This window comes from Paenibacillus paludis (genome assembly GCF_042610515.1).
Classification (GTDB): domain Bacteria; phylum Bacillota; class Bacilli; order Paenibacillales; family Paenibacillaceae; genus Paenibacillus_AQ.
The window spans coordinates 51,357-66,626 of record NZ_JBGJZP010000003.1; the positions used below are offsets into that span (position 1 = coordinate 51,357).

Here is a 15,270-nt window from a genome sequence, read left to right on the forward strand (position 1 = left end):
CATACGAAATGGAATGATTTTTGTGAAAGAGGATGGGATTTGAATGATGACCTTTCTGGCTGTGATTCTAGGCTTGTTAAGCCTCTTGGTATTTATGCTGATTATTAGAAAAGCGATAGATGATTCGAAAACTTCGCACAAACTGGATATTTTGATTCAGGAGATCAGGCTGCTGCGCAAAGAAATTAAGGAGAATAAGCATATTATTGATAAACGCCTGTAAAAGGGGGAGCTTTGCAATGATCTTATATCACAATCAGGAACTAAGCGTTAGAAGACTGGTGCCTCCCGATGCGGAGCTGCTTGTGAAATGGCTTTCCGATCCGTTTCTGTTGGAGTATTATGAAGGACGTGACCGTCCGCATACAATGGCGATGGTGCTGGAGCACTTTTATGAAGAGGAAGCCGGGGAAATCACGCGCGGGATTGTCTGTTATAAATCGTAGGGTGTTGGATACATACAGTTCTATCCTATTGATGCTGAAGAGAAAGCGGAGTATGGGTATACGGATTTTGAAGGCAGAATTTACGGCATGGACCAGTTTATCGGCGAAACTGCATTCTGGAATCAAGGAATTGGTTCGCAGCTCGTGGGGGAGACAGTTAAATATCTTACCGAGTCGAAGCAGGCGGACAAGATTGTGATGGACCCGCAATGCTGGAATCACCGGGCGCTGAGAGTGTATGAGAAACTTGGTTTTGTGCGGAGGAAGCTGCTTGTAGAGCATGAATGGCATGAGGGAGAATTCAGGGACTGCTGGCTCATTGAATATGAGGGCAGTACGAAATAAGGGGATACTTTATGAAAAATAACCATTTATCTATACTGGGGGCCAGCCTTATTCTTGGTGTTTGTTTTATTGTCGGCTGCCTGGTCATCAGCCATGAAAAGGCAGGTAGCAGCGGAAATGCTTTGCAAGCCCAGAATACTCTGCTGCAGCAACAGGACAAGGCATTAATGACGCTTCAGGAGGCCGCATATTTTCTGGGGCTGGAAGAAGAGCAGGTGCTCAATATTATGAAAGCGGAAAATGCAATTCTGAGCAATAATGGACCTTTTACAAAAGCAAAGCTTCCGTACATTAAAATTGATGACGAGTTCTTGTTCACCAGGGAGGACTTATTGAACTGGATTCGGACAGCCACCGCAGAGAAGAGAATATACAGCGGCATTAAATTGCTGAAATGATTAAGCAAGACAATAAGAATGGACCAAACGGAGGAACTTCAGTGGAAAAAATTGCAATTATTTCTGATATTCATGGCAATGTGCCGGCGCTTGAAGCGGTACTCGCGGATATACACGGGCGTAACATCACCCGGATTTTTTGTCTCGGAGACATTGTCGGCAAAGGACCTAGCTCAGACCTGGCAGTTGATCTGGTGAAGAAGCACTGCGAAGAAGTTGTGATGGGCAACTGGGATGAATTCATCGGACGGCCCAGCGAAATCGCCGTTGTACAATGGCATCGGGAACTGCTCGGCCAGGACCGCCTGAATTATCTGAACTCCCTGCCGTTCTCGATTGAATTCTGGATGAGCGGAAAGTTCATCCGTTTATTCCATGCCTCACCGCGGAGCTTAAATGAGCGGGTCCAGCCCTGGGATGATTACGAACAGCGTTTATCCCTGTTCCTATCCTCCGGATTGTGCAAGGAACCAATCATGGCGGATATAGCCGGATATGGGGATGTTCATAATGCGTACCTTCAGCATCTGGACGGAAGGACGTTACTGAATGTAGGCAGTGTAGGGAATCCGCTCGATCTTACCCAGGCCTCGTATTTAATTATGGAGGGAAGGGATCAAGATCGTGCATTGGCACCGTTAAATCTGCAATTCGTCAGAGTTCCCTACGATATCGAACTGGCTGTGCAGCAGGCACAGGAATCGCATATGCCTGACTTGGAACCCTATATTAAGGAGCTTAGAACTGCTGAATATAGAGGCAAGGGCGTGGATCACTAATGCTAAGCCAGACCTGACGGGTCTGGCTTTTCTTTTTGAAAGTAATTGACAAACTTATGGAGTGCAACTATACTAAAGTTAGTTAATTTGTAACGGAAACAGTTACAAGTGTGAATTGCAAAAATGGAAGGTGTAAAGACTAAGCTGCAAAAAGCGGCTAGACACGGACACCAGCATTTATTCAGGAGGAGATATTATGACGGCAACAGCGACATTGCATGAGGGTGTGCAAATTGGTTTAGTGCAGATAAGAGTAAGCAATTTGGAGCGTTCGCTCGCTTTTTACCAGAATGTTGTGGGACTGAAGATCTTGCGCCAGACCGGGCGCCAGGTGGAGATGACGGCAGACGGGCAGCGTGTACTGCTCATCCTGCGGGAGATCGAAGGCGCGCAAATTCTGCGCCGGAATTCGGCAGCGGGCTTGTACCACTTCGCCATTCTCGTGCCTGACCGCCCCAGCCTGGGGCTCACGCTGCGCAATCTGATTGACTCTGGGATTCATATCGGCCAGGGGGATCATCTGGTAAGTGAAGCGCTGTACATTCAGGATCCGGATAATAACGGAATTGAGCTGTACCGGGACCGGCCGCGTGATACATGGAAACGTGATGCAGAAGGGGATTATATTATGACTACGGACCCGGTAGATGCCGATGGTCTGCTGGCCGCTGCTGAAGGCTTAACCTGGAACGGCCTGCCTGCCGGCACCGTGATCGGACATGTGCATTTTCATGTAGGTGATCTTGACCAAGCGAAGAAATTTTATGTGGATGCATTGGGCTTTGAGCCAACAACCCATTATGGAGACTCGGCGCTGTTTATCTCGGCGGGAGGTTATCACCACCATATGGGCCTCAATATCTGGGCGGGGCAGGGTGCTCCGGCGGCTCCGTCTGATGCACCCGGCATCGATTATTTTACACTGCTGCTGTCAAGCAGACAGGAGCTGGCGGAAGTGACTGAGCGTATGCGGGAGGCTGGTTATACAGTAACTGAGGCAGACGGCATCCTTTCGCTCAAAGATCCATGGAACATCGGTTTGAAGCTGGTGGTGAACTCGCAATCGGAATAATTTGCTTGTCCATCTTCACTCATTCCCCTATAATAATTGGAAATGAATGAGTGAAAGGGTGTAAATTTTGCAGAAATTCAAAATGGCATACGTAATCCTTTGTCATAAAAATCCTGAGCAGATCAATTTGCTGATTGATCGTTTAAGTGATGAACATGTGGATTTTTTCCTGCATGTAGACAAGAAGAGCGGCATAGAAGAGCAAATTGTTCACCGTGAACATATTCATTTTGTAAAAGATCCTGTTGAAGTGCAGTGGGGACATTACAGCCAGATTGAATGCATTCTTAAAGGTTTTGAGCTGATTAAGCAGCATGGTTACTATAATTATATTCATATCATAAGCGGGCAGGATTTGCCCCTTGTCTCCAATGGAACGATTGTGGAGTTCTTCCAGAAGAACGAGGGGAAGGAATTTGTGAAGTATTTGCAACTGCCTAATGAAGCGGAGATGTGGGGCTGCTACTATCGGGTTTCTGTCTATTATCCAAAATTTCTTGTATCGCGGGTAAAAACAGTCTCCGAGGTGCGCAACCGGTACATTAATCTGGTGATGTCGGTGCCTTGGCTTAAGCGGAGTCTGAAGCATCTCCCGGATAAACTATATAAAGGCTCAAACTGGATGTCGATTACCGGTGAGTGCATGGAGTATATTCTGGAATTCACCCGTACTTCTCCAGGTTACATCCGTTTGTTCAAGAACTCATTCTGCGGTGACGAAATATTCTTTCATTCGATTATTTTGAATAGTCCGTTTAAGGATAATGTAGTGAATGAAATCAAACGTTATACAGACTGGGAGACCGGACCGGAGTTCCCAAGAACGCTCAGGGCGGTGGATTACGAACGAATCCGCACACAAGGACAGGGATGCTTCTGGGGCCGCAAGTTTGACTTGGATGTAGACCGCAGTATTGTCGAGGATCTTCTGCAAAAGTGTTGAACCTTAGGACCACTGGGTCAAAAGCTCTTCAATCCTGATTTGATTACCGGGAGCGGTCGGGATTTCAGCAGGAGGCAAGGCCGGATCTACCGGCCTTGCCTCCTGCTTGTTCTGCATCCAGTTACGCTTCCCCCTGTGACAACGCGGCAATCCGGCGGCCTGCATCACCGCGGTACAATCCTCCGTGATAGCAAATCACCTGCCGGATCTCCAAATCGGCGAATTTCTGCAAAGAAGCAAGTGCGGTAGCCATGTCGGGTGTCGCCGCTGCATCTGGCCCGTACAGTTCTCCGCCGCGCACCGTGAGGGCATCAGCGGCAATCAGTGTGCAGCTAGCCTGATGGTACAGGCTCAGATGCCCGGGGCTGTGGCCGGGCGTATGGATCACAGTTATTCCGCCGCCACAAGGAATCTGTTCCCCGCCAATGAGCGTTTGGTCGACCCTTCCTTTTGGTGGATGGGCAAGCACGGAGAGAAAGGCATGCCGCCATTCTTCCGGTACTGTAGGCGGCAGCATGGCTTCGGCGGCAGCCAGCGCTTCCGGCGTATGCTTGAGCAGCATTTTATCGCCCTCAATATAGGGCTTCTCAATTTCGTGCGCCAGTACGGTCAGCTCGGTTTCAGCCTGCTCCAGCAGAGCGGGCAGGCTCCCGATATGATCGAGATCCTGATGGGTAATCAGGATAGTGCGCAGCAGATTCCAGGGTACAGAGGCTTCTTCCACAGCCTTTCTAAATGTGGACAGCAGCCCCGGGTAACCCGTATCTACGAGAGTGGCGGCTTGTCCGTCCCAAAGCAGGGTGGGGTAAATCGTTTCTTTTCCGCCCATAACTTGAACGGAAATCTCAAGCATGTCTATTCCTTTGGCGATATGCATAATGTTCCTCCTAAAAAGTTAGTGAGCCCGTGCTCCCATGCTTGATAAGATTCATGCTGTGAGGCTAATGCATATCATACTGAAAACAGAAATATAGCGCAATAGAAAAATATTATATTATAACACAAAAATAATTATTTGTCAATATATAAATTGGTGAACTTTTTCGGCTAAACATAAATATGAAAATTGCATTTTGCCCCTATATAAACATTTAGGATATAATAAATGGGAAAATCATTTTTGGAGTTGATGCAGCTTGGAGACTTTTCTTGCCGTACTGTTAATTCTGGGGCTGATCGCGGCCTCCAACATCGTGAACCGGTTTATCCCGTTTGTGCCAATTCCGCTGATTCAGATTGGACTGGGCGTTATTGCTGCACTGATGCCCACGGGAATACATATGACCTTTGAGCCTGAGCTGTTTTTTGTATTATTTATTGCTCCGCTGCTGTTCAATGACGGTAAGCGGACACCCCGCGATGAACTTTGGAACCTTAGAGCGCCCATTCTGCTGCTGGCGCTGGGCCTTGTCTTTGTCACCGTCTTTGTTGCGGGATATGCGATCCATTGGATGATACCCTCGATTCCACTGGCGGCGTCGTTTGCGCTGGCGGCCATTCTCTCGCCGACCGATGCGGTGGCGGTAGGCGCCTTGGCCGGAAGGGTTCATTTGCCGAAGGGCATTCACCGGATTCTGGAGGGCGAGTCATTGATGAATGACGCCTCCGGTCTGGTAGCCTTTAAGTTTGCCATTGCTGCTGCGGTTACCGGGGTGTTCTCCCTGCCCAAAGCAACGTTCAGCTTTATCCTCATCGCGGCGGGAGGGCTGCTGCTGGGGGCGCTGCTGTCATTTTTGCTTATCCGGCTCAGCGTGCTCATCCGCAGATTAGGCATGGAGGATGTTACCGTCCATGTACTGCTGCAGATTCTTACTCCGTTCATTATTTATCTGATTAGTGAAGAAGTCGGCGTATCCGGCATTTTGGCCGTTGTTGCCGGCGGTATCGTATATGCCATCGAGAAAGACCGGGCTGTATCTCCGCAATACAAGCTGCAGCTTGTGTCAGCGAGTACCTGGTCGGTGCTGCTGTTTATCCTGAACGGGATGGTCTTCCTCATTCTCGGCATCTCCGTTCCCGATGTAGTTGAAGTCATCTACCGGGATGAAACGCTGAATAACTTTATGGTGGCCGGCTATGTGCTGGCAATTACGGCGCTGCTCATTCTACTCCGCTTCCTCTGGGTGTATGTTTATTCGCTAGTAGAGAGCCGCAGGCTGAAGACAGAGAAGTCACCGCTCAAAACACAGCTGATTATCTCGATCTCAGGCGTCCGCGGAGCTGTAACCTTGGCCGGGGCCTTCTCCATTCCACTGGTTGTTGGAGATGGTTCCCTGTTTCCGGAACGGGATTTAATCATTGCGCTCGCGGCAGGTGTTATTCTCATGTCGCTGGTGATTGCCAGTATCTTTCTGCCTATCCTTGCGGGAAAAGAAGAGGCCGTTGACGAAACCGTCCGGCCGCAGAACACGGAGCTTGCAGCCAGATCGGTGGTGATAGATGCAGGAATGACCATGCTACGGAGCTTGACGACGGAGAATCCCGGCTCCCCAACGCAGCCTGCATTGCTGGAGTTCACCGACAAGATCGACAGACTATGCGCTCCCCAACCGGAAAATGATGTGGCTACGGAGCGCTTCCGCCGGCTTGGCGTTGAAGCGCGGCTGAACGGCCTCGATGCGGAACGGGCAGCATTGCGGCGTATGCTGGAACAAGGTCAGATTGAATCTCCGGTAGCAGTGAAGATGGAAGAGCTGCTGGATCATACGCAGGCCGTTCTGTGCCGGCGGTTCGATACACAGGTCAAATTCTCCCTGACAGAGATTCAACGCTTATTCTCGGGATTGTTCACCGGCCGTTTTAACGGTGAGGAAGGAAGGCGGGCGGTTCAGAATGCCGAGAGTGCCCGGAAAGCGAAGATCGCGATGTGCCAGGCAGCCGTCTCAGCGGTCAGCGCCGAGATGAGCGAAGAAAATCGCCAGGCTTCGCAGCGGGTTATTGACAAATATGAGCGGCTGGAGTCACGGCTGGAGCAGGGGGAAGGCTGGAGCAAGGATGGCGTAATCGACGATGAGAAGCTGGAGCTGAAGCTGAAGGCGATTCAGGAGCAGCGCGACACGGTGCAGCAGATGTACCAAAACGGAGCGATTAATCTCAAGGTAGCCGGCAAGCTGCGCCGGTTCGTGGATCAATTGGAAACATCAATCTGGGAGGATTAACAAATGGGCGAAATCATTGCGAGCGGGCTGTTGTTTGAAGAAATCGGGGAAGCGCATTTGGCTGAAGTGCTGGATATATATAATTATTACGTGTTGAACACTACAGTTTCTTTTCATACTGAGCCGCAGAGCCTGCCGGAAATGCGCCAGTCGGTGCTGAGCGGCGATCCGCGGTTCAAATCCTATGCCATTATGCAGGACGGCGAAATGGTGGGTTATGTGCTGATTGCCAGACATAAGAATAAACAGGCCTATGATACCTCCGGTGAAATCAGCATCTACCTGAAGCCGGGCTGCGGCGGCCGGGGATTGGGCGGCCATGCGCTGCGCTTTATCGAAGAGCGGGCCGTGGAGCTCCGGTTTCATGTACTGGTGGCTACGGTGTGCGCCGATAACGAGCCGAGCCGCCGGTTGTTCGTGAAGCATGGATACGAGCAGAGTGCCCTGTTCAAAGAGATCGGCAGCAAGTTCGGCAGATGGCTGGATATTGTCAGCTACCAGAAGATCATTGGCCAGCTGCAGTAAATATCCCCTATACCCAAAAGTCCGCCTGCGGCAAGGATGAATTCCTTGCCGCAGGCGGACTTTTTATGCGCTGCAGACCAAGCAGCTCTAGCCGAGGTGTCCCTGTAATCATAGCTATAGGTGATCGGTAAGGGGAGGCTCTTTTCTGCGCGTGTCTACTTGTTCTTCCGGCGGAACATTTGTCCAAGCACTTCACTGAGCACAAGTCCCGTGGCGATCGCTCCAGAGAGCAGCAACGCCTGTACGGCGATCTGAATCGCCTGGTTATTGTCGTTCTCCACGAATTTGCGCATAGCGTCATATGCAAGTCCCCCCGGGACAAGAGGAATAATCCCTCCGACGCTGAAGATAATGACCGGCATCTTGAAGGAACGGGCAAAGAATTGGCTGATGACGCCGACGACTACGGTTGCCGCAAAGGTGGCAATTACCGTATCCCATCTTTCATCAAGCTCCAAATACAGGATCCAGCCTACCATTCCGGCCAAGCCGCACTGCAGCAGCGCGCGCCGCGGGGCATTGAACAGAATGCAGAAGGATGCAGCGGCGATAAAGCTGGTTATCAGTTGCAAAATCATGAATTGCTACCTCTTTCACATGGGTTAAAAAAGCGACAGCACAAGACCGATGCCAGTCCCGATCGCAAACGCGGTCAGGAAAGCATCGGCACCTTTGGAGAGGCCGGAAACCAGATGCCCGGCCATCAGGTCACGCACCGCATTGGTAATGAGCAGACCCGGGACCAGCGGCATAACGGAGCCGATGATAATCTTATCCATTTCCCGGCCAATGCCAAATTTGACGGAGAAGAACGCGAACAGTCCGATCAGGAATGAGGCGGTAAATTCTGCAAAGAATCGGATCTGTACGAGCCGGTGCAGATAGGTAGCAGCGGCGAATCCAAGCCCGGACACCAGCAAAGCCGGAAGGGCGTCCCACAGACTCCCCTTGAACATTACTGTGAAGCAGGCTCCGGTGAGGGCGGCTGCGGCGATCTGCAGCCATGCCGGATAGGCATGTGCGGCATCGTCCACGACGCCGAGGCGCTCGCGGGCTTCTGCCGCGCTGAGCTGTCGTTCGCTCAGCCGGCGCGAGATGTCGTTGACCTCCGACACTTTCTGCAAATCGGTCGTCCGCTCGGCAATCCGGAACAGCTTCACCGGTTCGGTTCTGCTGGTTGTGAACATGATGACCGTTGGCGTCACGTAGCTGTGCGCCCCGGGAAAACCGAGTGCCTCCGCCATACGCGTCATGGTATCCTCCACACGGTAAGTTTCCGCACCGCTCTGCAGCATGATTTTACCAGCCAGCAGGCAGAGATCGATAATTTCATGCGTGGAAGTATTGCTGTTATTGCTTGTGCTATCCAACTTCTTTCGATCCTCCCCGGGAATGTTATATATTCGATTGTCGCCGCAATACCTGAAAATATCAACCCTTATTCATTTAATTTATTTTTAAGTACTTTTCCCGTTCAGGCAGTGTAAAAGCAGTACCGTTTATTTGTAGTGTCCTCCGATTTTGCCGGCCCGATCCTTAATTTGTCCTGCATCGGTGAAAGACGCAGCCCGGCCGATAATCGTATCTCCATACTTGTTCTTGAGATTGTCAGTAGCCCGTTCAAGCTCGCGGTAGCGGGGGCGGGATTCGAACAGTGTCAGCTGGTACTCACTTTCGTCGGAGAGCGTGGAAAGACTGAGGTTGACCCTGCGTACGGGCTGGTTGTCCCAGTGCCGCTGGAAAAGCTCTACGGCTGCTTCGTAGACCAGATTGGTGGCATTGGTGGGGTCGTTCATTACGGTCTGGCGGGAGAAGCCGGTCGGCATCTCAAAGCTTGCACCCTGGCAGCCGACGGACAGGGCCGCGCCGTTCACCTTGAGGCTGCGGCAGCGTCTGCACACCAGCTCGGATAGCTCCAGCAGAATCGTCTTGATTTCCTTCAGTGTGCGGTAGTCCCGGGGCAGGGTCATCTGGTGCCCGACACTCTTGGGTGGAACCTCGTGGGTATGCGGGTTTACGGGACTGTCGTCAATGCCGTTGGCAATCCGCCAGTACAGCTCGGCGTCTATATCGCAGTTCTTGCGGAATTTCTCGCGCATGCGCCACTTCAGCTCGGCCAGCGGCAGCTGGGCCACATGGCCAATGGTCGTAAGCCCCATGCTATGGAAATGGGCGGACATCCGGCGGCCGACCATGAACAATTGCGAAATCGGCAGCGGCCAGAGCAGGGTGGGCAGCTGTTCGCGGGTGAGTGTAAACCGGCCGCCTTCGTTTTTCTTGGCCCACAGATCGCAGGCCATCTTGGCAGTAACCTTGGAATAGCCGATGCCGATACGTACATACACGCCTGTCTCCTGGCGGACGGAATCCTGGATCGCGGCCGCGATGGACAGCGGACTGCCGAACAAGGCGGAGCTGCCCGTGACATCAATGAACTGCTCATCAATGGAATAAGGCTCTACGAGATCACTGAAGCTGCGCAGAATATCGGTGATTTGCGAGGAAACGTTGATGTAGTGCTGCATACGGGGACGGACGACCACAAGCTCAGGGCATTTCGCCAGCGCTTCCTTTAAGGTCTCGGCAGTGGTAACGCCATGCTCTTTGGCTAAGGGGCAAGCGGCGAGTACAATCCCGCTGCGTCTGGCCGGATCGCCGGCAACGACCAGCGGTTTATGGCTGTAGAGAGGATTGGCAGCCTTCTCGACCGAGGCATAGAAGCTCTGGCAATCGGATAGCATAATGACACGATCTCTGTTCATAGGTTCACACTCTCCAGGCAAGCGGCTGAATTTGACCTTATTATAATACGAACATATGATCGTGTATATGCATAGTTATTTCCATTCAGTCAAGAGGCTTATTTTTCGAGCGTACATAACCCCGTAGCGATTCCGCCCGAAAAGATCGTCAGAATCGAATGCAAGAAGGTTTCCTTGGAGATCAGCAGGCCACCCGCGCCGATAATCAGGAAATCCGTCAGAAAAATAATGACGCCGACATTGAGCGGAATATAGCGTTTCATAAACTTGGCGAGCAGATCTGTTCCGCCTGTGCTGGCCTTGAACCGCAGCATAATCCCGAAACCGCTCCCCATCAGAAAGCCGCCGAGAATGGCGCTGGAGATGGAGCCGAGCTCAATATAGTACAGAAAGTGGTACTGGAGCGGTCCGAGGACTTCAATGAAAAACGAGGAGGTGAGCAAACCCAGTACGCTGTTATAGAAGATGTCCCGTTCTTTAAGCCAGGCAAGCAAGAAAATCGGCAGGCTGCACAGGACAATGGCCAGTCCAATTTTTGCGCCGGATATATAGTTGATGATGAGGGCGATGCCGATGACTCCCCCATCAAGAATTTTGTAGGGGACCAGAAAAAAATTAGTTCCTGCAGCAATCAGCAAACTTCCCAGCAAAATAATGGCGTACCTTACACTTGAGCGCATATTCAACATCTCCACATTTAGGCCTGTCTTAATGAATATGCTTGGAAATGGGAAAAAATAGCTATACAGCAAAAAATCCTGCTTGCGCAGGATTAGACGGGACGGGGATATTACTAGACCAAAGCAGGCTCCGGCTTTTTGAGCTGCAGCGGCGGAGGTACGAGCCAGCCCTTCTTTTTATTCAATTTCAGCACAGCCATTCCTAAAGCGGCCATTTGCGCATGATTTTTCATAAACATGGCCCCGATATCCTCACGGATGGAAGTCCCCATAATCTGGCTGCATACGACTAGGCTCAGGGAAACTGCGCCAGCAAGGGAAGCGGCGATTTCCGGATCGGAGAAACGGGCTCCGGCAGGAATCTCATCGAGCTTAACGGAGGGGCGGTCGGGCAGTGCAGGGGGCGGTGTGAAGCCATGGGTCTTCAGCAGCTTGTCGCAATCTTTTATTTCCTGCTGCGACTGGTCCATGAGATCATCAATTATTTTTTTCAGATCCTGATCGCCAGCGTGATAATGAAATGCCTGTAGTGTGGATAATGACATTTTGGCGGTAGCGGAAAATTGCCATAGATTAAATATTTCGCCATAGTGCAGCGGTTCGTCTTTGGGATTGCCGTTTAGAACTCCCATCGTTGCAAAACTCCTTCACTGATAAGGTGGTGAAACGTGAAGTTAGGTTGTCCGGCATCCTCTGTTTTATTCGAAGGAAGGGTTGATTTAAGCAATTAAGACTTGTACAGGACAGCCAAACAATATATATTAATAGTAAAGATTACGATTAAATGCATAAAGTCAGCAAGGCGGGTGAAGGTTGGATGGACTATACATATAAAGTGCTGGAGAGCGATATTGATTTGCTGGCGGCCGCGCTGTCAGAAGTCAAAGTGGCGGTCGCCGTGAAAGAAATAAAAGATGATATTCTGGAGTTTGGCGGGCAGATTAGAGAATACACCCCTAATTGTGTCCGTATCGGGGAACTGTCCTACAGCCGGGAGTTGTATGAGTTTCGTGCTCTCGCTAATGAGTGATCCGGCTTACCGTGAATAACGCTTGCGGAAGCGCAGCGGTGAGATGCCGACTTTGCGGGCAAAACGCCGTGAGAAGTAGGCAGCGCTCTCGAAGCCTGTGCGCTCCGCAATCCCGGAAATGGGGATCTCTGTCTTGAGCAGCAGCAGCTTGGCCTGCTCCAGGCGGTAATCCGTCAAATATTCCATCGGCGTCAGCCCATAGACGCGCTTCATGCAGCGGGCGAGATAGTTATAGTGAAAATGGAGGGCATCCGCGAGCGAGCCATTGGTGAGCGCCTCTGCGTAATGGTTGCGGATGTAGGCTTCCGTCTGCTCCGCAATCTCGGCAGCATGGCTGCCTGCAGCGTCCTGCTGCGCAAGATCCATCATCCGCAGCATCTCCTCAAAGATCCGCTGTTGCTGCCATACCGCGCTTGACCGTCTGTCCCGGCTCAGCTGCAGGAGCAGCTCCGCCTGCCCGCTCCGCTCAAAGGGGTCCGGGAGCGGACCGAATTGCGGTACACGGATCGTGTACGGATGTGTGAGAAACTGCTGGAAATGTGCTTCACGGCCGGCATACACCGGATCGCCCTCGGCTTCAATCCATTCCCCCACCGTGTGAAAATGGATCCATACAAACGTGGTGATCTCCTCGCAAGGTTTGACAGCGTAGTGATAACGGTCTGGCAGCAGCAGCAAAGTGTGCCCGGCCGCAACCTCCCATTCTTTCTCATCTTCGCCAATGAACAGGGTGCCCTGTTCTACAATAATCAGATCGAACTTCCCCATACGGTTGCGGTTCGGGTGCTGATCCCCCGGCTGATATACAGTGCGGTCGCATTCCAGAAAGTAGGGGAACGGCGGAGCAGCCAGATGGATATAAGAAGGACTGAATGTCATGATTACTCCTTTCAAAGCAAATTGTCGGCAGCCTGCAGTTCTGGTGTCATTCGCAATCTTGAGTGTGAAATAGTACAAAAACAGGGTTGCTTATGATTGTATTTTTTATTTATTCTACCCTCTATAATTGCTAATAGCGAGAATGAAATATAGCGGAGGGGAAGAGGCAAATGAGCAGAACTATTAAAATGCAGCAGACAGACAAGCAGCAATCGGTAAAGATTCAGGATGAATTCTGGGGACGTTACATCAGGCTGGCGCAGGATGTAGTCATTCCGTACCAATATGAGGCGCTGCATGACCGGGTACCGGACGCAGAGCCCAGTCATGCGATTGCCAATTTCGAGATTGCCGCAGGGAGAAAGGAAGGAGAGTTTCACGGCTGGGTGTTTCAGGATAGCGATGTGGCGAAGTGGCTGGAGGCAGTAGGTTACTCCCTGAGCCTTAAGCGTGATCCCATACTGGAGCGGCAGGCAGATGAAGTTATCGACCTGATCGGCGAAGCGCAGCAGCCGGATGGATATCTCAATACCTATTTCACAATCAAGGAGCCGGGCAAACGCTGGACCAATCTGCAGGATTGCCATGAGCTGTACTGCGCCGGACATTTTATCGAGGCTGCGGTTGCGTATTACGAGGCTACAGGCAAAGACAAGCTGCTAAATATTATGCGCAGGATGGTCGATCATATCGATTCGGTCTTTGGACCGGAGGAAGGTAAGCTGAAAGGCTATGACGGGCATCAGGAGATTGAACTGGCACTGGTCAAGCTGTACCGTCTTACTGGAGAAGAGAAATATCTGAAGCTCAGCAGCTTTTTTATCGACGAGCGCGGCCAGGAACCGAATTTCCTGCGGCAGGAGTGGGAGAGCCGGGGGCGGATCACGCACTGGAGCGGGCAAACTGACCATCTCGATCCAGCCTATAATCAGGCGCATATTCCGGTCCGTGAGCAGAGCGAAGCGGTAGGGCATTCTGTACGTGCAGTCTATATGTATTCAGCAATGGCTGACCTCGCGAGACTTAAAGATGATGACGCGTTGCGCGATGCTTGTGTGAGGCTGTGGAACAACATGACAGATAAGCAGATGTATATTACAGGGGGAATCGGTTCCACCCATCACGGGGAGGCTTTCACCTTCGATTATGATCTGCCCAACGATACTGTATATGCGGAAACCTGCGCTTCCATTGGCCTGATCTTTTTTGCCCGGCGGATGCTGGAGTTAGCCCCGGAAGCCCGGTATGCGGACGTGATGGAGCGGGCGCTCTATAATAATGTGCTGGGGTCCATGGCGCAGGACGGCAAGCATTATTTCTATGTCAATCCGCTGGAGGTATGGCCGCAGGCCTGCAGCTGCAATCCGGGCAAACATCATGTGAAGGCGGAGCGGCAGGGCTGGTTCGGCTGCGCCTGCTGTCCGCCCAATGTAGCCCGGCTGCTGACTTCGCTGAACCAATATATTTACACGGTTCACGGGAGCACACTGCACACTAATCTGTACATTGGCAGTGAATGGAAGGGTACGCTTGGCGGAACGGAGGTTAAGGTTAGCCAAGAGAGTAATTACCCATGGAAAGGCAAGGTATCGCTGAAGGTTAATCCGGCAGAAGCTGCAGAATTCGGCATTGCCTTGCGGGTCCCTTCCTGGAGCAGCAGCATGGAGATTAGCGTCAATGGCGAAGTGCTGGATCCTACAGCAGACCGGGAACTGGGATACCGGGTGATCCGCAGAGTGTGGTCTGCCGGGGATACCATAGAGGTAAGCATTCCGATGGAAGCGCACCGAGTTTATGCCCATCCCGAGCTGCGGGCTGATGCGCAGAAAACTGCTATTCAGCGGGGACCGCTCGTCTATTGCCTCGAGGCAACCGATAACAGTGAGCCGCTGAGCTCTATCTCCCTGAACGAGACAGGGGAGTTCACAGAGGTCTTTAAGGACTCGCTGCTTGGCGGAGCCGTAGTCGTTGAAGGAACCGGCTTCCGTGTCAATCCGTCCGGCTGGAGCGGAGGGCTGTACAGCAGGGAGAAAGCACCGCTGGAATCCGTTAAGGTTACAGCTGTCCCTTATTATCTGTGGGGCAACCGCGGCAGCGGAGAGATGAAGGTGTGGATACCGGAGGGCAAGGCTTAAGCCGCAGCACGTTATCTAAGAGGAAAGCAACCCAAATGCACCCCGCTAGTATGGCGGATGCATTAGGTTGCTTTTTTTGAGAACATTGTCCTTGGATTGGTGGTAACGGCATTACTGT

18 protein-coding genes are annotated in these 15,270 nt (G+C 51.6%); 11 read left to right on the top strand and 7 right to left on the bottom strand.

Annotated elements, in window-relative coordinates; translation table 11 throughout:
• Positions 1-43 precede the first annotated feature (43 nt).
• The 7 genes from ACAN56_RS06765 (at position 44) to ACAN56_RS06795 (ending at position 3,983) form a co-directional block, all read left to right on the top strand.
• The gene (locus ACAN56_RS06765) at positions 44-223 is read left to right on the top strand and encodes a hypothetical protein (RefSeq protein WP_038590313.1); all 180 of its coding nucleotides are present in this window, start codon (positions 44-46) and stop codon (positions 221-223) included.
• 16 nt (positions 224-239) lie between these two features.
• Complete coding sequence (locus tag ACAN56_RS06770) at positions 240-446, top strand: hypothetical protein (protein WP_379141512.1); 207 nt, start codon at positions 240-242, stop codon at positions 444-446.
• Between the two features lie 12 nt (positions 447-458).
• Entirely contained in the window at positions 459-791 is a 333-nt protein-coding gene (locus ACAN56_RS06775) for a GNAT family N-acetyltransferase (RefSeq protein WP_379142041.1), read from the top strand.
• Between the two features lie 11 nt (positions 792-802).
• Positions 803-1,189 carry a hypothetical protein gene (locus ACAN56_RS06780; protein WP_038590321.1) on the top strand — a complete coding sequence of 129 codons (387 nt, stop codon included), beginning with the start codon at positions 803-805 and terminating at the stop codon, positions 1,187-1,189.
• Between the two features lie 41 nt (positions 1,190-1,230).
• Positions 1,231-1,968, top strand: coding sequence for a metallophosphoesterase family protein (locus ACAN56_RS06785; RefSeq protein WP_379141515.1), 738 nt, complete (start codon positions 1,231-1,233; stop codon positions 1,966-1,968).
• Positions 1,969-2,164: 196 nt separating this feature from the next.
• On the top strand, positions 2,165-3,040 hold the full coding sequence (locus ACAN56_RS06790) for a VOC family protein (protein WP_379141518.1): 876 nt from the start codon (positions 2,165-2,167) through the stop codon (positions 3,038-3,040).
• Between the two features lie 82 nt (positions 3,041-3,122).
• Positions 3,123-3,983: a beta-1,6-N-acetylglucosaminyltransferase gene (locus tag ACAN56_RS06795; protein ID WP_379141520.1), complete on the top strand. Its 861-nt coding sequence runs from the start codon at positions 3,123-3,125 to the stop codon at positions 3,981-3,983.
• 121 nt (positions 3,984-4,104) lie between these two features.
• Here ACAN56_RS06795 and ACAN56_RS06800 read toward each other — a convergent pair whose 3' ends face one another.
• Positions 4,105-4,860 carry an MBL fold metallo-hydrolase gene (locus ACAN56_RS06800; protein ID WP_379141523.1) on the bottom strand — a complete coding sequence of 252 codons (756 nt, stop codon included), beginning with the start codon at positions 4,858-4,860 and terminating at the stop codon, positions 4,105-4,107.
• A gap of 259 nt (positions 4,861-5,119) precedes the next feature.
• On the opposite strand from ACAN56_RS06800, the gene ACAN56_RS06805 reads away from it, so the two are divergent.
• The gene (locus tag ACAN56_RS06805) at positions 5,120-7,141 is read left to right on the top strand and encodes a Na+/H+ antiporter (protein WP_379141525.1); all 2,022 of its coding nucleotides are present in this window, start codon (positions 5,120-5,122) and stop codon (positions 7,139-7,141) included.
• Positions 7,142-7,144: 3 nt separating this feature from the next.
• Positions 7,145-7,666, top strand: coding sequence for a GNAT family N-acetyltransferase (locus ACAN56_RS06810; RefSeq protein WP_379141527.1), 522 nt, complete (start codon positions 7,145-7,147; stop codon positions 7,664-7,666).
• Between the two features lie 155 nt (positions 7,667-7,821).
• On the opposite strand, the gene ACAN56_RS06815 is transcribed toward ACAN56_RS06810, so the two are convergent.
• The 5 genes from ACAN56_RS06815 to ACAN56_RS06835 form a co-directional block, all read right to left on the bottom strand.
• Entirely contained in the window at positions 7,822-8,244 is a 423-nt protein-coding gene (locus ACAN56_RS06815) for a threonine/serine exporter family protein (RefSeq protein WP_339225855.1), read from the bottom strand.
• A gap of 24 nt (positions 8,245-8,268) precedes the next feature.
• A complete protein-coding gene (locus tag ACAN56_RS06820; RefSeq protein WP_038590337.1) occupies positions 8,269-9,036 on the bottom strand; it encodes a threonine/serine exporter family protein in 768 nt (255 codons plus the stop codon).
• Positions 9,037-9,165: 129 nt separating this feature from the next.
• Positions 9,166-10,428: a DNA polymerase IV gene (locus ACAN56_RS06825; protein WP_038590341.1), complete on the bottom strand. Its 1,263-nt coding sequence runs from the start codon at positions 10,426-10,428 to the stop codon at positions 9,166-9,168.
• Positions 10,429-10,526: 98 nt separating this feature from the next.
• On the bottom strand, positions 10,527-11,108 hold the full coding sequence (locus ACAN56_RS06830) for a YitT family protein (protein ID WP_038590344.1): 582 nt from the start codon (positions 11,106-11,108) through the stop codon (positions 10,527-10,529).
• 113 nt (positions 11,109-11,221) lie between these two features.
• A complete protein-coding gene (locus ACAN56_RS06835; protein ID WP_038590347.1) occupies positions 11,222-11,740 on the bottom strand; it encodes a DUF3231 family protein in 519 nt (172 codons plus the stop codon).
• Positions 11,741-11,925: 185 nt separating this feature from the next.
• Between ACAN56_RS06835 and ACAN56_RS06840 the strand changes: the two genes are divergently transcribed.
• Entirely contained in the window at positions 11,926-12,138 is a 213-nt protein-coding gene (locus ACAN56_RS06840) for a hypothetical protein (RefSeq protein ID WP_038599512.1), read from the top strand.
• Positions 12,139-12,144: 6 nt separating this feature from the next.
• On the opposite strand, the gene ACAN56_RS06845 is transcribed toward ACAN56_RS06840, so the two are convergent.
• Positions 12,145-13,017 carry a helix-turn-helix domain-containing protein gene (locus tag ACAN56_RS06845; RefSeq protein WP_038590349.1) on the bottom strand — a complete coding sequence of 291 codons (873 nt, stop codon included), beginning with the start codon at positions 13,015-13,017 and terminating at the stop codon, positions 12,145-12,147.
• 170 nt (positions 13,018-13,187) lie between these two features.
• Here ACAN56_RS06845 and ACAN56_RS06850 point away from each other — a divergent pair, with 170 nt between their 5' ends.
• Positions 13,188-15,152 carry a glycoside hydrolase family 127 protein gene (locus ACAN56_RS06850; protein WP_379141533.1) on the top strand — a complete coding sequence of 655 codons (1,965 nt, stop codon included), beginning with the start codon at positions 13,188-13,190 and terminating at the stop codon, positions 15,150-15,152.
• Positions 15,153-15,270: the final 118 nt, after the last annotated feature.